A 19,161-nucleotide genomic window follows, 5' to 3' on the forward strand; every position below is an offset into this window, starting at 1 on the left:
CATTAAAAGCAAAAAAGCGATACTAAAAGTAAGGCATTAACATTATGAAAAAAGTGACTGCCATGCTCTTCACCATGGCCGTTGGGCTGAATGTTGTCTCGATGGCGGCAAAAGCGAAAGCGGCGGAAGAGCAGGAAACGGATGTACTGTTGATTGGCGGCGGCATCATGAGCGCCACGCTGGGAACCTATTTACAGGAGCTGGAGCCGCAATGGTCAATGACCATGGTTGAGCGACTGGATGGTGTAGCGCAGGAAAGCTCAAACGGCTGGAATAACGCCGGAACCGGCCACTCCGCACTGATGGAGCTGAACTACACGCCTAAAAAGGCCGACGGTAGCATCAGCATTGAAAAGGCAGTCGAAATTAACGAAGCCTTCCAGATTTCCCGCCAGTTTTGGGCCTATCAGGTCAATAATGGCGTAATGCATGAACCACGCTCGTTTATCACCACCGTTCCGCACATGAGTTTTGTCTGGGGTGACGAGAACGTGAACTTCCTGCGTGCCCGTTACACCGCACTGCAGCAGAGCACGCTGTTCCGTGGTATGCGCTATTCAGAAGACCACGCGCAGATCAAAGAGTGGGCGCCGCTGGTCATGGAAGGTCGCGATCCGCAGCAGAAAGTCGCGGCAACGCGTACCGAGATTGGTACTGACGTGAACTACGGCGAAATCACCCGCCAACTGATTACCTCATTGCAGAAAAAGCCCAACTTTGCGCTGCAGTTGAGCACCGAAGTGCGTGGCTTTAAGCGTAATGCCGATAATAGCTGGACGGTCACGGTCGCCGATCTGAAAAATAACGAAGCGGAACACGATATCAAGGCGAAATTTGTCTTTATCGGTGCCGGTGGCGCTGCGCTGAAGCTGTTGCAGGAAACCGACATTCCGGAAGCGAAAGGCTATGCCGGATTCCCGGTGGGCGGGCAGTTCCTGGTTGCAGAAAATCCGGATGTGGTCAATCGCCACCTGGCGAAAGTGTACGGTCAGGCCTCCGTTGGCGCGCCGCCGATGTCTGTACCGCATATCGATACCCGTATCCTTGATGGCAAGCGCGTTGTGCTGTTTGGGCCATTCGCGACATTCTCCACCAAGTTCCTGAAGAATGGTTCATTGTGGGATCTGCTCAGCTCGACCACCACCTCAAACTTTATGCCGATGGTCAACGTGGGTCTGGATAACTTCGATCTGGTGAAATATCTGGTGAGCCAGGTGATGCTCAGCGACGACGACCGTTTTGCTGCGCTGCAAGAGTACTATCCGCAGGCGAAAAAAGAAGACTGGCGTTTATGGCAGGCGGGCCAGCGTGTGCAGATCATCAAAAGCGATGCGGAGAAGGGCGGCGTGCTGCGTCTGGGCACTGAAGTCGTCAGCGATAAAGAAGGCACGATTGCTGCGCTGCTGGGAGCTTCTCCGGGCGCATCAACCGCGGCACCGATCATGCTGCATCTGATGGAAAAAGTGTTTAAAGATAAAGTAGCCAGCCCCGAGTGGCAGGCGAAACTGAAAACCATTATTCCGTCTTATGGCACTAAGCTGAACGGTAACGTTGAGGCTACGGAACAAGAGCTGCAGTACACCAGTGAGGTTCTGGGTCTGAAATATGACAAGCCGCAGGTTGCTGATGAAGCACCGAAACCACAGCTGAAACCTCAGGCACAACCGCAGCCTGAACAGAAAGCCGTCGCGGATATCGCGCTGTAAAATAAAATGCCGGATGGCGCTGTGCTTATCCGGCATTGTTTATGCGCCTGTAGGCCGGATAAGGCGGTACGCCGCCATCCGGCACATTCTCACTTAGCGCGTGACTGCGTCCTGAATTTTGTCTTCCGCTTTCCAGATACGGTATTTAACGTCCACGTTTTCCGGGGTGTAGACCACAATCGGCAGCTTGCTGTTGTAACGCAACATGCCGTCATCACCCAGATGCGCAGTAATGAATTTCTTCTCTTTCTTACCGTCCGGGCAGGCCATCATGGTTGAAACCGGAGACGTAACTTTGTCAAAGACATAGTAGTCATATCCCCAACCTTCCAGCGTTTTGCTGTCCAGTTCTCCGCCCAGGCGGTGTTGGTTACAGTCAACTTCCAGCGTTTGTCCGATCAGCAGTTCTACTTTCAGAGTAGATTCATCTTTCTCAGGGGTAAGCTGGATAACCTGGCGCTTCATACCCTTTTCCGCCTTGGGATAAGGGGCGACTTTTTCCAGCGGCTGAGCGGCGGTTTCGTTACTGGCAGCCCATGCAGAGGTGCTGGCAAAGGCGGCGAAAAGTACGGCAGGGACAATTGTCTTCATCTTATTGTTCACAGTGTTTCCTTTCTTCTGTCTTATGAACGAGTCTGTAGCAGGTTAACATATTTGGATAATCTATTAATCTGTATTTACTTATATTTAAAGTGTATTAGGTAGAGTTTTGTTGCCATGGTAGCGATATATACTAGGAATTATCCTAATATTGAGATCTTTATCTTTTTGAATAATTCGTTATATACATGGTTATATAACTCATTGAAATGTGAGCAAAAGCGCATTTTTTCCCGCCAACTCAACACTCCTTTGATCCGGCAACAGCATTTACCCCAATTGGGGTATGCACCTCTAACACATCCTGAAATATCTTACGGCTAAAAATAACTACTCATAAATAGTGCAGTTTTTTATGTCGTTCAACCCGCCGAGGGAGGGCGTCATTATGGAAGGACAATGTCATGGTTGATTTATCCCGTCGAGGTATGTTGACAGGCAGTTGGCGAAACGCCAGCGCAGGGATCCGTCCGCCGTGGAGCAAGGAAGACTCTCACTTTCTGGCCCATTGCCTCCGTTGTGACGCCTGCATCCAGGCGTGCGAAACCGACATCCTGCAGCGAGGCCAGGGTGGTTACCCGAGCGTAAATTTCAAACACGGCGAGTGCAGCTTTTGCTATGCCTGCGCAGAAGCCTGTCCCGAATCACTTTTTCTTCCGCGCCACACCAGGGCATGGGATCTGAATTTTACGATTGGAGAAAACTGTCTCGCACATCAGTCCGTTGAATGTCACCGCTGTCAGGATAGCTGTGAGCCCATGGCAATAACCTTTCGTCCCACGCTGTCCGGCATTTATCAGCCGCAGCTCGACAATCAGGACTGTAACGGATGTGGCGCCTGTGTCGCTATCTGCCCGGTATCAGCCATTAACGCGGAGTACAACCATGGACAATAACTGGCAGGTCTGCAGCCTGGTCGTTCAGGCCAAAAGCCAGCATATCAACGATATCGCCACGCAGTTGCGTTCCTTTCCCGGTTGCGAAGTTGCACTCAGCGATGTGGAAAGTGGTCAGTTGATTGTGGTGGTGGAAGCTGAGCAAAGTGAAACGCTAATGAAAACAATTGAGTCAGTACGCAACGTTGCGGGCGTACTGGCGGTGTCGCTGGTTTATCACCAGCAGGATGAGCAAGGTGAGGAAACACCATGAAACTCAGTCGTCGTAGCTTTATGAAAGCTAACGCCGTTGCGGCCGCTGCGGCGGCTGCCGGGTTAAGCGTGCCGGGCGTTGCCCGCGCGGTAGTCGGTCAGCAAGAAGCCATCAAATGGGACAAAGCCCCGTGCCGTTTTTGCGGGACGGGCTGTGGCGTATTGGTCGGAACGCAGCAGGGGCGTGTTGTGGCATGCCAGGGCGATCCGGATGCGCCGGTTAACCGTGGGCTTAACTGCATCAAAGGTTACTTCCTGCCGAAAATCATGTACGGAAAAGACCGTTTAACGCAGCCGATGCTGCGCATGAAAGACGGCAAGTATCACAAAGAAGGCGAGTTCACCCCGATTAGCTGGGACCAGGCCTTTGACGTGATGGAAGAGAAATTCAAAACGTCGATGAAAGAGAAAGGCCCGGAGTCTATCGGTATGTTCGGCTCTGGCCAGTGGACGATTTGGGAAGGTTATGCCGCTGCCAAATTGTTTAAAGCGGGTTTCCGTTCCAATAACATCGACCCGAACGCACGTCACTGCATGGCCTCAGCGGTAGTCGGCTTTATGCGTACCTTCGGTATGGATGAACCGATGGGCTGCTATGACGATATCGAACATGCCGATGCCTTCGTCTTGTGGGGCGCGAATATGGCGGAGATGCACCCGATCCTGTGGTCGCGCATCACCAACCGTCGTCTGTCCGATCCTAACGTGAACGTCGCGGTTCTCTCCACCTTCCAGCACCGCAGCTTTGAGCTGGCGGATAACGGTATGGTCTTCACGCCGCAAACCGATCTGGTGATCCTCAACTACATCGCGAACTACATCATTCAAAACAATGCGATTAACCAGGATTTCTTTAGCAAGCACGTTAACCTGCGTAAAGGCGTGACGGACATCGGCTACGGTCTGCGTCCAACCCATCCGCTGGAAAAAGCGGCGAAAAACCCGGGATCCGATGCTTCTGAACCGATGAGCTTTGAGGATTACAAAGCCTTCGTTGCTGAGTACACGCTGGATAAAACCGCCGAAATGACCGGCGTACCGAAAGATCAGCTGGAACAGCTGGCGCAGCTGTATGCCGATCCGAAGAAAAAAGTCATCTCCTACTGGACGATGGGCTTTAACCAGCACACCCGCGGCGTGTGGGCCAACAACCTGGTCTATAACCTGCACTTGCTGACTGGCAAAATCTCCCAGCCAGGCTGCGGCCCGTTCTCTCTGACCGGCCAGCCTTCAGCCTGCGGCACCGCGCGTGAAGTCGGTACGTTCTCCCACCGTCTGCCTGCGGACATGGTGGTAACGAACGAAAAACACCGCGATATCTGTGAGAAGCACTGGAATATTCCGTCAGGGACCATTCCGGCAAAAGTTGGTCTGCACGCCGTGGCGCAAGACCGCGCGCTGAAAGATGGCAAGCTCAATGTCTACTGGGCGATGTGTACTAACAACATGCAGGCCGGTCCGAACATCAACGAAGAGCGTATGCCGGGCTGGCGTGATCCGCGTAACTTCATCATTGTCTCCGATCCGTACCCGACGATCAGCGCCCTGTCGGCTGACCTGATCCTGCCGACCGCAATGTGGGTAGAGAAAGAAGGCGCCTACGGGAACGCGGAACGCCGTACACAGTTCTGGCGTCAGCAAATTAAAGCGCCGGGCGAATCGAAATCGGATCTGTGGCAACTGGTGCAGTTCTCTCGTCGCTTCAAAACAGAAGAAGTATGGCCGGAAGAGCTGCTGGCACAAAAACCGGAACTGCGCGGTAAAACGCTGTATGACGTGCTGTTTGCTACGCCAGCAGTAACGAAATTCCCAGTGACTGAACTGGCTGAAGATCAACTGAACGATGAATCCCGCGAGCTGGGCTTCTATCTGCAAAAAGGCTTGTTCGAAGAGTACGCCTGGTTTGGCCGCGGTCATGGGCACGATCTTGCGCCATTTGACGATTACCACAAAGCGCGCGGTTTACGCTGGCCGGTCGTTGAGGGTAAAGAGACCCAGTGGCGCTACAGCGAAGGCAACGACCCTTACGTGAAAGCAGGTGAAAGCTACAAGTTCTACGGTAAACCGGACGGTAAAGCGGTTATCTTCGCGCTGCCATTTGAGCCTGCTGCTGAAGCGCCGGATAAAGAATATGACCTGTGGCTATCTACCGGACGTGTGCTGGAACACTGGCATACCGGCAGTATGACGCGTCGTGTGCCTGAACTACACCGTGCATTCCCGGAAGCCGTGCTGTTTATCCACCCGCTGGATGCAAAAGCACGCGATCTGCGCCGTGGCGATAAGGTCAAAGTGATTTCCCGTCGTGGCGAAGTGATTTCGATTGTTGAAACACGCGGTCGTAACCGTCCGCCGCAGGGGCTGGTGTACATGCCGTTCTTCGATGCCGCACAGCTGGTGAATAACCTGACGCTGGATGCGACGGATCCGCTCTCCAAAGAGACGGATTTCAAGAAGTGCGCCGTGAAACTGGCGAAGGTGTAACGCGTTATGTCCCGGTCAGCAAAACCCCAAAATGGCCGCCGCCGCTTTCTGCGCGATATGGTTCGCGCAGCGGGCGGGCTGGCCGTCGTTGGCGTGGCGCTGGGGTTGCAACAACAAACCGCACGCGCAACCGGCGTGCGGTTGCGCCCGCCAGGTGCACTGAGCGAGGAGGCATTCGCCAGCGCCTGCGTACGTTGCGGTCAGTGCGTTCAGGCATGTCCCTATGACACGCTGAAGCTGGCAACGCTGGCCTCCGGGCTGGCGGCCGGTACGCCATATTTTGTCGCCCGTGATATTCCTTGCGAAATGTGTGAGGACATTCCGTGTGCCAAAGTCTGCCCGAGCGGCGCGTTGGACAGGGAAATTGAATCCATTGACGATTCGCGTATGGGGCTGGCGGTACTGCTGGATCACGAAAACTGCCTCAACTATCAGGGATTACGCTGCGACGTTTGCTATCGCGAGTGCCCGAAAATTGATGAGGCGATCACCCTGGAGCTGGACCGCAATATGCGTACCGGCAAGCATGCGCGGTTTATTCCGACCGTGCACAGCGATGCCTGTACCGGCTGTGGGAAATGCGAAAAAGTCTGCGTACTGGAACAGCCAGCAATAAAAGTGCTGCCGCTGTCGCTGGCGAAAGGGGAGTTAGGACACCATTACCGCTTCGGTTGGCTGGAGGGGAACAATGGCAAATCGTAAACGTGATGCCGGGCGTGAAGCGCAGGCAAAAAAAGGATGGTGGAAGAGTCATCGCTGGCTGCTGCTGCGTCGTTTGAGTCAATTTCTGATACTGGCGATGTTCCTCAGCGGCCCGTGGCTTGGCGTGTGGATCCTGCATGGCAACTACAGTAGCAGCCTGTTGCTGGACGCTATCCCGTTCACCGATCCGCTGATTACTCTGCAAAGCCTGGCCAGCGGGCATTTGCCGGCGACGGTGGCGTTAACGGGGGCGGCCATCATCACGGTGCTGTATGCCCTGGCCGGTAAGCGACTGTTTTGCAGTTGGGTTTGTCCCATGAACCCGGTTACCGATTTAGCCAGTTGGTTGCGCAGAAGGTTTGACCTGAATCAGTCCGCAACCCTGCCGCGCCATATACGGTACGTCCTGCTGGTGGTTATCCTGGTCGGTTCCGCCCTGACCGGTACGCTGTTGTGGGAGTGGATAAATCCAGTCTCTCTGCTTGGACGGAGCCTGGTAATGGGATTCGGTAGCGGAGCGCTGCTGATCCTCGCGCTGTTTTTATTTGATTTACTGGTCGTTGAGCATGGCTGGTGCGGGCATCTTTGCCCACTGGGTGCGCTGTATAGCGTGGTGGGAAGCAAAGGGGCATTAACCGTTTCGGCAAAAGAACGTAACAGATGTAACCGCTGTATGGATTGTTTTCATGTTTGCCCGGAACCGCATGTGCTACGTGCGCCGGTGCTGGATGAGCAAAGTCCGGTGCAGGTAACCAGCCGCGATTGCATGGCCTGCGGTCGCTGCGTGGATGTCTGTTCTGAGGATGTTTTTACAATAACAACACGATGGAGTTCGGGAGCGAAATCATGAAAAGCCATGACCTGATTAAGACGCTGTGTCAATGGACGGCCCTGCTTGCCCTGGTCGTCAGTGGGGCCGTTTGGGCTGCAAATGGAGTGGATCTGAGCCAGTCACCGGAAGTCTCAGGAACACAGGAAGGGGCGATTCGCATGCCGAAAGAGCAAGAGCGCATGCCGCTGAACTATGTGAATCAGCCGCCGATGGTTCCGCATAGCGTTGAAGGGTATCAGGTGACGACTAACACTAACCGCTGCCTGCAATGCCACGGTGTGGAAAGCTATCGCACTACCGGTGCGCCGCGCATCAGTCCGACGCACTTTATGGACAGCGACGGCAAGGTATTGGCTGAAGTTGCGCCGCGTCGTTATTTCTGCCTGCAATGTCACGTTCCGCAGGCTGACGCCGCGCCGATTGTTGAAAATACCTTCACCCCCTCGAAAGGTTACGGGAAATAAGAGGTCATTATGGAAAATTCTAACCGTAAACCAGGCTGGATTAAGCGCGTCTGGCAATGGTGGCGTCGCCCCAGCCGTCTGGCGCTCGGCACGCTGTTGTTAATCGGCTTTGTGGGCGGCATTATTTTCTGGGGCGGCTTTAATACCGGTATGGAAAAGGCCAATACAGAAGAGTTCTGCATTAGCTGTCACGAAATGCGCAATACGGTATACCAGGAATACATGGAAACCGTACACTACAACAACCGCAGTGGTGTGCGAGCGACTTGCCCTGATTGCCACGTCCCGCATGAGTGGGGCCCGAAAATGATTCGTAAGATCAAGGCCAGTAAAGAGCTGTACGCGAAAGCACTGGGGCTGATAGATACACCGCAGAAATTTGAAGACCATCGTCTGACGATGGCGCAAAATGAGTGGCGGCGTATGAAAGATAATAATTCGCAAGAGTGCCGAAACTGTCACAACTTCGAGTTTATGGATTTAACCGCCCAGAAAGGCGTTGCGGCCAAAATGCACGACCAGGCCGTGAAAGACGGGCAAACCTGTATTGACTGTCATAAAGGGATAGCGCACAAACTGCCTGATATGCGCGAAGTCAAACCGGGCTTTTAACAGGATGTAGATAACCAGGTATGCTTGAAGCCAGAGAATTACTTTGCGAGCGAGATGACAGAATACTGTTCAGCAATCTGTCATTTCGCGTCAACGCAGGGGAATGGGTACAAATTACCGGCAGCAACGGCGCAGGGAAAACCACTCTGCTGCGGTTGCTTACCGGGCTGGCGCGTCCCGATGCAGGGGAGGTTTGCTGGCAAGAGCAGCCGCTGCATCACGTGCGGGACAGCTACCATCAGCAACTGCTGTGGATCGGACATCAGCCGGGGATAAAAACCCGGCTTTCGGCGTTGGAGAACCTGCGTTTCTTTCATCATGACGGTGACATTGCACAGTGTCTGGCTGCGCTGGCGCAGGCGGGACTTGCCGGATATGAAGATATTCCGGTGAACCAGCTCTCCGCCGGACAACAGCGGCGCGTGGCGCTGGCCCGTTTGTGGCTGACCCGCGCCCGGCTGTGGATCCTCGATGAACCCTTTACCGCCATTGATGTGAACGGCGTTGAGCGACTGACTCAGCGTATGGCGCAGCATACGGAGCAGGGCGGTATTGTTATTCTCACCACCCACCAACCGCTCAATGTCGAAACCGATAAAGTGCGACGTATTGCGCTGACCAGCGAGAGGGCAACGCAATGATGTGGCGAATCTTCCGTTTAGAACTGCGAGTTGCGTTTCGTCATAGTGCGGAAATCGCCAATCCTTTATGGTTCTTCCTGATTGTTATTACGCTGTTCCCCCTGAGCATTGGGCCGGAACCGCAGCTACTGGCACGCATTGCGCCGGGCATCATTTGGGTTGCGGCGCTGCTGGCGTCATTGCTGGCGCTGGAACGCCTGTTTCGTGATGATCTGCAGGACGGCAGCCTTGAGCAACTGATGCTGCTGCCGTTACCGCTACCGGCCGTAGTGCTGGCGAAAGTGATGGCGCACTGGGTCGTGACCGGCCTGCCGCTGTTGATTCTCTCGCCGCTAGTGGCGCTGCTGCTGGGCATGGATATGTACAGCTGGAAAATTATGGCGCTGACGTTGTTACTCGGAACGCCGACGCTGGGCTTCCTCGGTGCGCCGGGTGTGGGGCTGACGGTGGGCTTAAAGCGCGGCGGCGTGTTGTTAAGCGTGCTGGTGCTCCCGCTCACCATACCCTTACTGATTTTTGCAACCGCCGCGATGGATGCGGCTTCTATGCACTTACCGGTTGAAGGGTACATGGCAATTCTGGGCGCGTTGCTGGTCGGCAGCGCCACGTTAAGCCCGTTTGCCACAGCTGCGGCGTTACGGATAAGCGTGCAGTAACGAGAATTAGATGTGTAGGCCGGGCAAGGTGCTCTGGCACAACGGATTTTAATTTATGGAGTCTGGTGACTGAACTATGTGGAAAACACTTCATCAATTGGCGATGCCCCCTCGGCTCTATCAGATCTGTGGCTGGTTTATCCCGTGGCTGGCGATTGCCAGCGCGGTGGTACTGATAACGGGATGGGTCTGGGGCTTTGGTTTTGCGCCTGCGGACTATCAGCAGGGGCAGAGCTATCGCATTATTTATCTGCACGTTCCGGCGGCAATCTGGTCGATGGGCATTTATGCCTCGATGGCTGTTGCCGCGTTTATCGGCCTGGTCTGGCAGATGAAAATGGCCAATCTGGCGCTGGCTGCGATGGCACCGATTGGTGCAGTGTTTACCTTTATTGCGCTGGTGACCGGCTCCGCATGGGGCAAACCGATGTGGGGAACCTGGTGGGTCTGGGATGCCCGACTCACCTCTGAACTGGTGCTGCTGTTTCTCTACGTGGGCGCCATTGCGCTGTGGCATGCCTTTGACGACCGCCGTCTGGCAGGTCGTGCCGCCGGTATTCTGGTGCTGATTGGCGTGGTCAACTTACCGATTATCCACTACTCGGTTGAGTGGTGGAATACGCTGCATCAGGGTTCTACCCGCATGCAGCAAAGCATCGATCCGGCGATGCGTACGCCGCTGCGTCTGGCGATCGTCGGCTACCTGTTACTGTTTGTCACGCTGGCGCTGATGCGCATGCGTAACCTGATTTTGATGATGGAAAAACGCCGCCCGTGGGTGAGCGAACTGATCTTAAAAAGAGGCCGCCAATGACCCCTGCATTTGCATCATGGAGTGATTTTTTCGCGATGGGCGGCTACGCTTTGTATGTCTGGCTTGCCGTAGCGATGAGCGTTATCCCGCTGGTGGTGCTGGTACTGCATTCCGCGTTACAACATCGCGCAATTTTACGCGGTGTGGCGCAGCAGCGGGCGAGAGAAGCGCGTATGCGTGCGGCGCAAGTGCAACGGGAGGCGGCGTGAATATTCGACGTAAAAATCGGTTATGGATAGCCTGTGCGGTACTGGCGGGTCTGGCGTTGACCATTACGCTGGTGCTTTATGCGCTGCGTTCTAATATTGACCTGTTCTATACGCCGGGAGAGATACTCTACGGTAAGCGCGAAACGCAGCAGATGCCCGAAGTCGGTCAGCGCCTGCGCGTGGGCGGAATGGTGATGCCCGGTAGCGTAAAGCGCGATCCGCAGTCGTTGAAGGTGAATTTCAGTATCTATGACGCCGAAGGTGTGGTGGATGTCACCTACGAAGGCATTCTGCCGGATCTGTTCCGCGAAGGGCAGGGTGTCGTTGTTCAGGGCGAACTGGACGAAGGAAATCATGTGCAGGCCAAAGAGGTTCTTGCCAAACATGATGAGAATTACACCCCGCCGGAAGTCGAAAAAGCGATGCAGGAAAACCATCGTCGCCCGGAAAGTGTTTATAAGGATAAAACGTCATGATGCCTGAAATTGGCAATGCGCTGTTGTGCCTTGCGCTCGGCGTGGCGTTACTACTGTCGGTCTATCCGCTGTGGGGCGTAGCGCGCGGCGACGTGCGAATGATGGCCTCCGCGCGGCCTTTTGCCTGGGTTCTGTTTATCTGCGTGATGGGGGCGTTCCTGATTCTGGTCAACGCCTTCGTGGTTAATGACTTTACCGTCACCTACGTTGCCAGCAACTCCAATACCCAGCTTCCGGTCTGGTATCGGGTGGCAGCAACCTGGGGGGCTCATGAAGGCTCGCTGTTGCTATGGGTGCTGCTGATGAGCGGCTGGACGTTCGCCGTTGCGGCGTTCAGCCAGCGAATGCCGCTGGACATCGTTGCTCGCGTGCTGGCGGTGATGGGGATGGTAAGCGTTGGCTTTCTGCTGTTTATTCTGTTTACCTCCAACCCGTTTGCCCGTACGTTGCCCAACTTCCCTATTGAAGGGCGCGACCTGAACCCGCTGTTGCAGGATCCGGGACTGATTTTCCATCCGCCGTTGCTGTACATGGGGTATGTCGGCTTCTCCGTGGCCTTCGCGTTTGCGATTGCCGCGCTGATGAGCGGACGACTGGACAGTACTTTCGCCCGTTTTTCGCGTCCGTGGACGCTGGCGGCGTGGGTGTTCCTGACGCTGGGTATTGTGCTCGGTTCGGCCTGGGCCTATTACGAGCTGGGCTGGGGCGGTTGGTGGTTCTGGGATCCGGTTGAGAACGCCTCGTTTATGCCATGGCTGGTGGGAACGGCGCTGATGCACTCGCTGTCGGTAACCGAACAGCGTGCCAGCTTTAAAGCCTGGACGCTGCTGCTGTCAATCTGCGCATTCTCGCTTTGCCTGTTAGGTACTTTCCTGGTGCGCTCCGGCGTGTTGGTATCGGTGCATGCCTTCGCCTCCGATCCGTCACGCGGGATGTTTATTCTGGCCTTTATGGTATTGGTGATTGGCGGCTCCCTGCTGCTGTTTGCGGTGCGCGGTCACAAGGTCCGTTCACGGGTAAACAACGCGCTGTGGTCGCGTGAATCTCTGCTGTTGGGCAACAACGTTCTGCTGATTGCCGCCATGCTGGTGGTGCTCTTGGGCACGCTGCTGCCGCTGGTGCACAAACAGCTGGGTCTGGGCAGCATTTCGATTGGCGAACCGTTCTTCAACACCATGTTTACCTGGCTGATGGCGCCGTTCGCGCTGTTGCTGGGAATTGGGCCATTAGTGCGCTGGGGCCGTGACCGACCGCGTAAACTGAAAACGTTACTGATTATCGCGTTTGTCACCACGCTTGTTCTGTCGCTGCTGCTACCGTGGCTGTTTGAGGATCGCATTGCCGCTATGACGGTGGTAGGGCTGGCGATGGCATGCTGGATATTCGTGCTGGCGATGTCCGAAGCATTCCTGCGTGTTTCCCGCGGAACGAAATTAACACCAAGCTATTGGGGCATGGTGTCGGGCCACGTTGGGCTGGCGATTACTATTGTCGGTATTGCCTTCAGCCAGAACTACAGCGTTGAACGCGATGTGCGCATGAAAGCAGGTGATAGCGTCAGTATCCATAACTATCAGTTCACGTTCCGCGAAGTGAAAGATATTACCGGACCTAACTACCGGGGCGGTGTCGCCATTATTGGCGTTACCCGAGATGGTAAACCGGAAGCCACGCTGCATGCGGAAAAACGCTTCTATAACAGCACCAGTTCGATGATGACCGAAGCGGCAATTGACGGCGGATTCACGCGCGATCTGTACGCCGCGCTGGGTGAAGAACTGGATAACGGCGCATGGGCTGTGCGTCTGTACTACAAACCGTTTATTCGCTGGATTTGGGCCGGAGGATTGCTGATGGCGCTGGGCGGATTGTTCTGCCTGTTTGATCCACGCTATCGTCAGCGCACGCATCCTCGCGCCGCGGTGCAAAAAAATGCGTCGGAGGCTGTATGAAGCGCAACGCACTGTTAATTCCGTTTATTATTTTTCTGATCATTGCGGCGGCGCTGCTGTGGCAGCTGGCGCGTAACGCTCAGGGAGACGATCCCACGAATCTGGAATCGGCGCTGATCGGCAAACCCGTTCCGACATTCCGCCTGGAGTCGCTGGAGAATCCGGGTCAGCATTATCAGGCCGATGTGCTGACCCAGGGCAAACCGGTACTGCTGAACGTCTGGGCGACCTGGTGCCCGACCTGTCGCGCCGAACATCAGTATCTGAACCAGCTGTCTGCACAAGGCGTGCGGGTGGTGGGTCTGAACTATAAAGACGATCGTCAGAAAGCCATTGTCTGGCTGAAAGAGCTGGGCAATCCTTACTCATTAAGCCTGTTTGACGGCGACGGTATGCTCGGTCTGGATCTTGGCGTGTACGGCGCGCCGGAAACGTTCCTGATCGACGGTAAAGGTATTATTCGCTATCGCCATGCCGGTGATTTGAATGCCAGGGTGTGGGAGAGCGAGATCAAACCGTTGTGGGATAAGTACAGTAAGGAGGCTGCGCAATGAGATTTTTACTGGGCCTGCTGATGCTGGTTATCTCGGGATCTGCGCTGGCGACCATCGATGTGATGCAGTTTAAGGATGAAGCGCAGGAACAGCAGTTCCGTCAGCTTACCGAACAGCTGCGCTGTCCTAAATGTCAGAACAACAGTATCGCCGATTCTAACTCGATGATTGCCACTGACCTGCGCCAGAAAGTGTACGAACTGATGCAGGAAGGAAAAAGTCAGAAAGAGATTGTCGACTACATGGTGGCGCGCTACGGCAACTTCGTCACCTACGATCCACCGTTGACGCCGCTTACAGTGCTTTTGTGGGTGATGCCGGTGGTAGCGATTGGTTTGGGCGGCTGGATTATTTTTGCCCGTACTCGCCGACGCGTCCGGGTGAAGCTGGAAGAGTTTCCTGACGACGTTATCCCGGATGGCAAACGCGGTGGATTTGGGTTGTTTGTACCCGGCATCGTGGTGGCGCTGATCGTTGGCGCGGTGAGCTATTATGAAACCGGCAGCTATAAGCAGGTTCAGGTCTGGCAGCAGGCCACCGCTCAGGCTCCGGCGCTGCTGGAACGCGCGTTGGATCCGAAAGCTGACCCGCTCAATGAAGAGGATATGACACGTCTGGCGCTGGGGCTGCGTACGCGTTTACAAGCCGATCCTACAAACGTTGAAGGTTGGATCATGCTTGGGCGTATTGGCATGGTACTCGGTAACGCCAGTACGGCCACTGAAGCCTATGCCAATGCCTATCGACTGGATCCTAAAAACAGCGATGCGGCGCTGGGTTATGCGGAAGCACTGACCCGTTCATCCGATCCTGACGATAACCGCCGGGGAGGGGAGCTGTTACGCCAGCTGGTGCGCGGCGAGCATGCCAACGTGCGGGTTCTCAGCATGTACGCGTTTAACGCTTTTGAACAGCAGCGCTTTGGTGAGGCGGTTGCGGCGTGGGAGATGATGCTGAAATTATTACCGGCCAATGATACCCGTCGGGCGGTGATAGAACGCAGCATTAAGCAGGCGATGGAGCAGCTAACGCCGCAGGAGAAGTAAGAGTCCAGATTACCCGAAGGCATGCTGCTTTCGGGCCTGTGCGAGCTTTGTAGGCCGGATAAGACGCTGTTGCGTCGCCATCCGGCATCTCATTGATTACTGCATGCCGCGTGTTTGCAAAAACAGGATGGTGGCAGCAACGCGAGAACGCACGTTGAGTTTGCGCAGCAGGTTACGAATATGCACCTTCACCGTCTGTTCAGAAATATTCAGCACTGATGCAATCTGTTTGTTCGACAGTCCCTGAGCAAGTTCATGCAATACATCCAGCTCGCGTTCGGTGAGAATGCTGAATGGATCTTCCTGCGCACCAAACAGGTCACGTTCGCGCAGATATTCGCTAACGCGAGCGCTAAACGCTTTACCACCTTTGGCACCGTTACGAATGGCTTCCAGCAAGACTTCAGGATCGCTATCTTTCAGTAAATAACCATCCGCGCCGGCATCAATTAAGGCGTACACATCGCTGGCGGCATCCGATACGGTAAGAATAATAATTTGCGCGGTGACGCCGTCCCGACGCAGCGCATTCAGGGTGTCCAGCCCGCTCATACCTTTCATATTGAGATCCAGCAGGATCACATCAAGGTCCAGACGGTTTGCCAGATCGATAGCACTTGCGCCGTCGCCAGCTTCAGCGACTACGTCAAATGCGGGATCCAGTTGCAATAATTGACTAATTCCCCGCCGCATGAGCGGGTGGTCGTCGACAATCAGCACCCGAAAAGGCGTTACTTCAGGCATACTATTCTCCTGAGCTTTTATTAGTATCATTATTGTTTTCAGCGCATCAATCGTCCAGATTCATCGCGCTGATGAGAGGATGAATTTTACCCCAATTTGTGCATGGGTAAGTAGTAAAACCTGTGCTGAAGGCTGCTGTAAAACTCAGGAATGCGGAATCGCAGACATAAAAAAACCAACCACAAGGGTTGGTTTTTTTAGGGATTTTTGGTCGGCACGAGAGGATTTGAACCTCCGACCCCCGACACCCCATGACGGTGCGCTACCAGGCTGCGCTACGTGCCGACGCTATGGCTGCTAATACTACTGCTTTCCGCTACGAATGCAAGAGGATGCCTCACTAACTGATTTATAATTAATCAGTTAGCAATAAATCGTTTCTCATCCGTCAGAACCTGTAGCAGCAGGCTGAGCTGCGGTTTCTGATCTTTTATTTTCTCGCCACGTAAATCATAGGTCTGATAATTTCCGTTGTTGTTCAGCACCAGCGTCATCTCTGGCGTAGTCACTGCCATCGTGCTGCCGTCAGCGGCGGTCACCCAGTAATGGCGACGTGTAGCATTGAACAAATCCTGCCCCTGCGAGTATTCGTTAGCCGGCGTGCTGACATGCAGCAGGCGCTGCATCAGCGTCGTCATCAGGTCTGTATGATCGGTCAGGCTATTGATACGCTGGGCAGGTGTTCCCGGCCAGTGAATCACCAGAGGAACCTGCAGATGACCGCGCGACCAGGCAAAGTTGTTCTCTTCCTGAGTCAGCGGCACACCGCGGCCAGCGGTAATAATCACCACCGTGTTGTCCAGTTTACCCGAGTCGCGCAGGGCGCTAAGTACACGGTTAATATTGGCATCCACATCCTGAGCGGCGCTGGCGTAGCGTTTGGCAAAGTTCTTCTGGTTGCTGTCATCAAGGTTTGTCCCGTTAAAGGAGACCCAGGAGAACCAGCGATTATCTTCCTGCGCGTAGCGTCCCAGCCAGTTAATCCATTGGCTTGCGGTTTGTTCGTCTGATTGCGTTTGCACGCTCGGCATGGAGAAATCTGACAGTAGCGCCTGACGATAAAGCGGGCTGGTAAAGCCATCCGAGGAGAATAGCCCTAGCTGATAACCCTGCTGGTTCAGTGCAGAGATCAGCGCCGCAGGCGTTCGGGTCGACAAAATGCCGTCCATGTAGCTTGGTGATACGCCATAGAACAGGCCAAAGATCCCGTTATCCGTGGTGTTGCCTGAGCTCATATGACGTGTAAAGGAGATGTTCTGCCCGGCAAACTCAGCCAGCGCAGGCATCTGTTTTTCAAAGCGTGAGTAGTTCAGGCCGTCTACGGTGATCAGCAGAACGTTCTGGCCAGTCCCCATATCGCGATAGTGCAGTTCGCTGAGCGGGTACTGCACGGAAACCGCTTCCGGATTGCCCTGTTCGATCAGGCGACGCTGATACTCTTGCGCATCCAGCAGGCCATGTTTTTCCAGAAACTTACGCGCCGTCATCGGGTAAGAGAGTGGCAGGTTTGCGCGCTGCATGGTAATCGGGCGATAGAAATTGGCATCTGCCCAGATATACACCACATGCGAGGCGATAAAAGAAACGAAGAAGAATGCCGCTAACGGTTTGGCGAAATGGCGACGACGCGTCAGGCTGCGCAGCTTTTGCCAGCTCCAGGTCGCAAACAACATTTCTATTAACAGGATAACCGGCACGCTGATAAACAACAGTTGCCAGTCACGCGCCGCTTCATTCTGGTCAGGGTTAATGACCAGTTCCCAGACGATCGGGTTGAGGTGCAGGTGGAAGCGGGTGAAAACTTCGCTGTCGATTAACAACAGCGTCATGCCAGCCGTCGCCAGAATAGCTGATAAGAATCGCATCAGCCTCTGGGACATGACGATAAACGTCAGGGGAAACAGGATTAGCAGATAGGTGGCAAACACCAGAAAGCTAAAATGCCCGACAACGCTCAGGTAGGAATATACACGACCTGCAAGGGTTGTCGGCCAGTCGGCGACAAACAGGTAACGGCTACCGAGAACCATGGCCAACAGAATGTTGAACAAGGCAAACCAGTGCCCCCAGCTAACCATCTGGGATACTTTCTCACGGTAGCGCTGACGATGAGTTACCATAAACTATTGTTCGTTTCCCCGGAGCAGGCTCTTAATGCGCTTGGTCGTCGTTTACCGAAGACTGCAATGCGCGGGCAAAAGAGTTGGCAATCGCCTGGCGCTGGGCCGGTGCGATGCTTGTATTGATAAGGTTAGTCACCATATTTCCCAGTACCATCAGGGAAAGGTCGGTCGGCGCCTTATGTTTTTCCAGTACGTTGAGCATCTCATTCAGCAGTTGTTCAACGTGTTCGTCACTATAGCGGGAAATTTGTGGCATAAATCGAAATCAGTCTGTTCATGAAAGGGCAACATATTACCGTACAGACAGTTTTTTTTCTGCTTTTTTATCTTCTATTGCGTCACTGCCCTGCAGGTGGTTGAATACCGCCCGGTCTAAAAGGAGAGTTTATCATGAGTCTGGATATCAACCAGATTGCCCTGCACCAGCTTATCAAACGTGACGAGCAGAACCTTGAGCTGGTCTTGCGCGATTCATTACTGGAACCGACAGCGACGGTTGTCGATATGATGGCTGAGCTGCATCGGGTGTATAGCGCCAAGAATAAAGCCTATGGCCTGTTTAGCGAAGAGAGTGAACTGGCGCAAACGCTGCGTTTACAGCGTCAGGGCGAAGAGGATTTTCTGGCATTTAGTCGTGCCGCGACCGGACGCTTGCGGGACGAGCTGGCGAAATATCCTTTTGCCGACGGCGGTATTGTCCTGTTCTGCCATTACCGCTATCTGGCGGTAGAGTATCTGCTGGTCGCCGTGCTGAACAATTTAAGCAGCATGCGCGTCAATGAAAATCTGGATATCAATCCGACGCACTATCTGGATATCAATCATGCGGACATCGTGGCGCGTATTGATTTAACCGAGTGGGAAACCAATCCGGAGTCCACGCGTTATCTGACGTTCCTGAAAGGGCGGGTAGGGCGCAAAGTCGCCGATTTCTTTATGGATTTCCTCGGTGCCAGCGAAGGTTTGAACGCCAAAGCACAAAACCGTGGTCTGCTGCAGGCGGTCGATGACTTTACTGCCGAGGCGCAACTCGATAAAGCCGAACGCCAGAATGTACGTCAGCAGGTGTACAGCTACTGTAACGAGCAGTTGCAGGCAGGTGAAGAGATCGAGCTAGAGTCGCTGTCTAAAGAGCTTTCCGGCGTCAGTGAAGTTAGCTTCAGCGAATTTACCGCTGATAAAGGCTACGAGCTGGAAGAGAGCTTCCCTGCGGATCGCAGTACGCTGCGTCAGTTAACCAAATTTGCCGGCAGCGGCGGTGGGTTAACCATTAACTTCGACGCTATGTTACTGGGTGAACGTATTTTCTGGGATCCGGCGACGGACACCTTGACCATCAAAGGTACGCCGCCGAACCTGCGCGACCAGCTGCAGCGCCGCACGTCTGGCGGGAAATAA

At 54.4% G+C, this 19,161-nt stretch carries 21 protein-coding genes and 1 tRNA gene; 17 read left to right on the forward strand and 5 right to left on the reverse strand.

Translation table 11 applies throughout. The annotated features are described in order from the left end of the window. The first annotated feature begins 44 nt into the window (after window positions 1–44). Window positions 45–1,706: a malate dehydrogenase (quinone) gene (mqo, locus tag GHC22_RS07745; protein ID WP_003834639.1), complete on the forward strand. Its 1,662-nt coding sequence runs from the start codon at window positions 45–47 to the stop codon at window positions 1,704–1,706. 93 nt (window positions 1,707–1,799) lie between these two features. On the opposite strand, the gene eco is transcribed toward mqo, so the two are convergent. Beyond that, window positions 1,800–2,297 (reverse strand): serine protease inhibitor ecotin, encoded by a 498-nt coding sequence (gene eco / locus GHC22_RS07750; RefSeq protein WP_032941984.1) that lies wholly within the window; start codon window positions 2,295–2,297, stop codon window positions 1,800–1,802. Window positions 2,298–2,710: 413 nt separating this feature from the next. Here eco and napF point away from each other — a divergent pair, with 413 nt between their 5' ends. The 15 genes from napF (at window position 2,711) to GHC22_RS07825 (ending at window position 14,896) form a co-directional block, all read left to right on the forward strand. Further along, entirely contained in the window at window positions 2,711–3,202 is a 492-nt protein-coding gene (napF, locus tag GHC22_RS07755) for a ferredoxin-type protein NapF (protein ID WP_003027564.1), read from the forward strand. After that, window positions 3,192–3,455, forward strand: coding sequence for a chaperone NapD (gene napD / locus GHC22_RS07760; RefSeq protein WP_003027560.1), 264 nt, complete (start codon window positions 3,192–3,194; stop codon window positions 3,453–3,455). The genes napF and napD overlap by 11 nt, the downstream gene beginning before the upstream one ends. After that, complete coding sequence (gene napA, locus GHC22_RS07765) at window positions 3,452–5,938, forward strand: nitrate reductase catalytic subunit NapA (protein WP_008785300.1); 2,487 nt, start codon at window positions 3,452–3,454, stop codon at window positions 5,936–5,938. The genes napD and napA overlap by 4 nt, the downstream gene beginning before the upstream one ends. A 6-nt stretch (window positions 5,939–5,944) precedes the next feature. Beyond that, window positions 5,945–6,640 (forward strand): ferredoxin-type protein NapG, encoded by a 696-nt coding sequence (gene napG, locus GHC22_RS07770; protein ID WP_003834629.1) that lies wholly within the window; start codon window positions 5,945–5,947, stop codon window positions 6,638–6,640. Beyond that, window positions 6,627–7,490: a quinol dehydrogenase ferredoxin subunit NapH gene (gene napH / locus GHC22_RS07775; protein WP_003027552.1), complete on the forward strand. Its 864-nt coding sequence runs from the start codon at window positions 6,627–6,629 to the stop codon at window positions 7,488–7,490. Before napG ends, napH begins: the two co-directional genes overlap by 14 nt. After that, entirely contained in the window at window positions 7,487–7,936 is a 450-nt protein-coding gene (gene napB, locus GHC22_RS07780; protein WP_003834627.1) for a nitrate reductase cytochrome c-type subunit, read from the forward strand. Before napH ends, napB begins: the two co-directional genes overlap by 4 nt. Window positions 7,937–7,945: 9 nt before the next feature. Beyond that, a complete protein-coding gene (gene napC / locus GHC22_RS07785) occupies window positions 7,946–8,548 on the forward strand; it encodes a cytochrome c-type protein NapC (RefSeq protein ID WP_003027548.1) in 603 nt (200 codons plus the stop codon). Between the two features lie 20 nt (window positions 8,549–8,568). Beyond that, window positions 8,569–9,189 (forward strand): cytochrome c biogenesis heme-transporting ATPase CcmA, encoded by a 621-nt coding sequence (gene ccmA / locus GHC22_RS07790; protein WP_008785298.1) that lies wholly within the window; start codon window positions 8,569–8,571, stop codon window positions 9,187–9,189. Beyond that, window positions 9,186–9,845, forward strand: coding sequence for a heme exporter protein CcmB (ccmB, locus tag GHC22_RS07795; protein WP_048215891.1), 660 nt, complete (start codon window positions 9,186–9,188; stop codon window positions 9,843–9,845). Before ccmA ends, ccmB begins: the two co-directional genes overlap by 4 nt. Before the next feature lie 76 nt (window positions 9,846–9,921). Further along, the gene (locus GHC22_RS07800) at window positions 9,922–10,659 is read left to right on the forward strand and encodes a heme ABC transporter permease (RefSeq protein WP_003027538.1); all 738 of its coding nucleotides are present in this window, start codon (window positions 9,922–9,924) and stop codon (window positions 10,657–10,659) included. Further along, window positions 10,656–10,868, forward strand: a complete 213-nt coding sequence (gene ccmD, locus GHC22_RS07805) for a heme exporter protein CcmD (protein WP_020996676.1) — start codon at window positions 10,656–10,658, stop codon at window positions 10,866–10,868. The genes GHC22_RS07800 and ccmD overlap by 4 nt, the downstream gene beginning before the upstream one ends. Next, window positions 10,865–11,344, forward strand: a complete 480-nt coding sequence (ccmE, locus tag GHC22_RS07810; protein ID WP_003834619.1) for a cytochrome c maturation protein CcmE — start codon at window positions 10,865–10,867, stop codon at window positions 11,342–11,344. The genes ccmD and ccmE overlap by 4 nt, the downstream gene beginning before the upstream one ends. Next, window positions 11,341–13,296: a heme lyase CcmF/NrfE family subunit gene (locus tag GHC22_RS07815; RefSeq protein WP_153752603.1), complete on the forward strand. Its 1,956-nt coding sequence runs from the start codon at window positions 11,341–11,343 to the stop codon at window positions 13,294–13,296. The genes ccmE and GHC22_RS07815 overlap by 4 nt, the downstream gene beginning before the upstream one ends. Then, on the forward strand, window positions 13,293–13,850 hold the full coding sequence (gene dsbE, locus GHC22_RS07820; RefSeq protein WP_003834613.1) for a thiol:disulfide interchange protein DsbE: 558 nt from the start codon (window positions 13,293–13,295) through the stop codon (window positions 13,848–13,850). Before GHC22_RS07815 ends, dsbE begins: the two co-directional genes overlap by 4 nt. Continuing rightward, a complete protein-coding gene (locus GHC22_RS07825; RefSeq protein ID WP_032944027.1) occupies window positions 13,847–14,896 on the forward strand; it encodes a cytochrome c-type biogenesis protein CcmH in 1,050 nt (349 codons plus the stop codon). Before dsbE ends, GHC22_RS07825 begins: the two co-directional genes overlap by 4 nt. A gap of 96 nt (window positions 14,897–14,992) precedes the next feature. Here the strand turns inward: GHC22_RS07825 and narP are convergent, their stop codons facing one another. The 4 genes from narP to GHC22_RS07845 form a co-directional block, all read right to left on the reverse strand. After that, the gene (gene narP / locus GHC22_RS07830) at window positions 14,993–15,640 is read right to left on the reverse strand and encodes a nitrate/nitrite response regulator protein NarP (protein ID WP_003834605.1); all 648 of its coding nucleotides are present in this window, start codon (window positions 15,638–15,640) and stop codon (window positions 14,993–14,995) included. A 208-nt stretch (window positions 15,641–15,848) separates the two neighbouring features. Then, window positions 15,849–15,925: transfer RNA gene (locus tag GHC22_RS07835), tRNA-Pro, on the reverse strand. A 74-nt stretch (window positions 15,926–15,999) separates the two neighbouring features. After that, the gene (gene yejM, locus GHC22_RS07840) at window positions 16,000–17,760 is read right to left on the reverse strand and encodes an LPS biosynthesis-modulating metalloenzyme YejM (RefSeq protein WP_003834595.1); all 1,761 of its coding nucleotides are present in this window, start codon (window positions 17,758–17,760) and stop codon (window positions 16,000–16,002) included. Between the two features lie 31 nt (window positions 17,761–17,791). Continuing rightward, entirely contained in the window at window positions 17,792–18,019 is a 228-nt protein-coding gene (locus GHC22_RS07845; RefSeq protein WP_003027506.1) for a YejL family protein, read from the reverse strand. 134 nt (window positions 18,020–18,153) lie between these two features. On the opposite strand from GHC22_RS07845, the gene yejK reads away from it, so the two are divergent. Continuing rightward, window positions 18,154–19,161, forward strand: coding sequence for a nucleoid-associated protein YejK (gene yejK / locus GHC22_RS07850; protein ID WP_003027504.1), 1,008 nt, complete (start codon window positions 18,154–18,156; stop codon window positions 19,159–19,161).

Source organism: Citrobacter sp. H12-3-2 (genome assembly GCF_009649895.1).
GTDB lineage: Bacteria > Pseudomonadota > Gammaproteobacteria > Enterobacterales > Enterobacteriaceae > Citrobacter > Citrobacter portucalensis.

Bases quoted from the DNA above. Each gene is read 5' to 3' on its own strand.
- mqo (WP_003834639.1), top strand. From the start codon at position 45: ATGAAAAAAGTGACTGCCATGCTCTTCACCATGGCCGTTGGGCTGAAT.
- eco (WP_032941984.1), bottom strand. From the start codon at position 2,297: ATGAAGACAATTGTCCCTGCCGTACTTTTCGCCGCCTTTGCCAGCACC.
- napF (WP_003027564.1), top strand. From the start codon at position 2,711: ATGGTTGATTTATCCCGTCGAGGTATGTTGACAGGCAGTTGGCGAAAC.
- napD (WP_003027560.1), top strand. From the start codon at position 3,192: ATGGACAATAACTGGCAGGTCTGCAGCCTGGTCGTTCAGGCCAAAAGC.
- napA (WP_008785300.1), top strand. From the start codon at position 3,452: ATGAAACTCAGTCGTCGTAGCTTTATGAAAGCTAACGCCGTTGCGGCC.
- napG (WP_003834629.1), top strand. From the start codon at position 5,945: ATGTCCCGGTCAGCAAAACCCCAAAATGGCCGCCGCCGCTTTCTGCGC.
- napH (WP_003027552.1), top strand. From the start codon at position 6,627: ATGGCAAATCGTAAACGTGATGCCGGGCGTGAAGCGCAGGCAAAAAAA.
- napB (WP_003834627.1), top strand. From the start codon at position 7,487: ATGAAAAGCCATGACCTGATTAAGACGCTGTGTCAATGGACGGCCCTG.
- napC (WP_003027548.1), top strand. From the start codon at position 7,946: ATGGAAAATTCTAACCGTAAACCAGGCTGGATTAAGCGCGTCTGGCAA.
- ccmA (WP_008785298.1), top strand. From the start codon at position 8,569: ATGCTTGAAGCCAGAGAATTACTTTGCGAGCGAGATGACAGAATACTG.
- ccmB (WP_048215891.1), top strand. From the start codon at position 9,186: ATGATGTGGCGAATCTTCCGTTTAGAACTGCGAGTTGCGTTTCGTCAT.
- GHC22_RS07800 (WP_003027538.1), top strand. From the start codon at position 9,922: ATGTGGAAAACACTTCATCAATTGGCGATGCCCCCTCGGCTCTATCAG.
- ccmD (WP_020996676.1), top strand. From the start codon at position 10,656: ATGACCCCTGCATTTGCATCATGGAGTGATTTTTTCGCGATGGGCGGC.
- GHC22_RS07815 (WP_153752603.1), top strand. From the start codon at position 11,341: ATGATGCCTGAAATTGGCAATGCGCTGTTGTGCCTTGCGCTCGGCGTG.
- dsbE (WP_003834613.1), top strand. From the start codon at position 13,293: ATGAAGCGCAACGCACTGTTAATTCCGTTTATTATTTTTCTGATCATT.
- GHC22_RS07825 (WP_032944027.1), top strand. From the start codon at position 13,847: ATGAGATTTTTACTGGGCCTGCTGATGCTGGTTATCTCGGGATCTGCG.
- narP (WP_003834605.1), bottom strand. From the start codon at position 15,640: ATGCCTGAAGTAACGCCTTTTCGGGTGCTGATTGTCGACGACCACCCG.
- yejM (WP_003834595.1), bottom strand. From the start codon at position 17,760: ATGGTAACTCATCGTCAGCGCTACCGTGAGAAAGTATCCCAGATGGTT.
- GHC22_RS07845 (WP_003027506.1), bottom strand. From the start codon at position 18,019: ATGCCACAAATTTCCCGCTATAGTGACGAACACGTTGAACAACTGCTG.
- yejK (WP_003027504.1), top strand. From the start codon at position 18,154: ATGAGTCTGGATATCAACCAGATTGCCCTGCACCAGCTTATCAAACGT.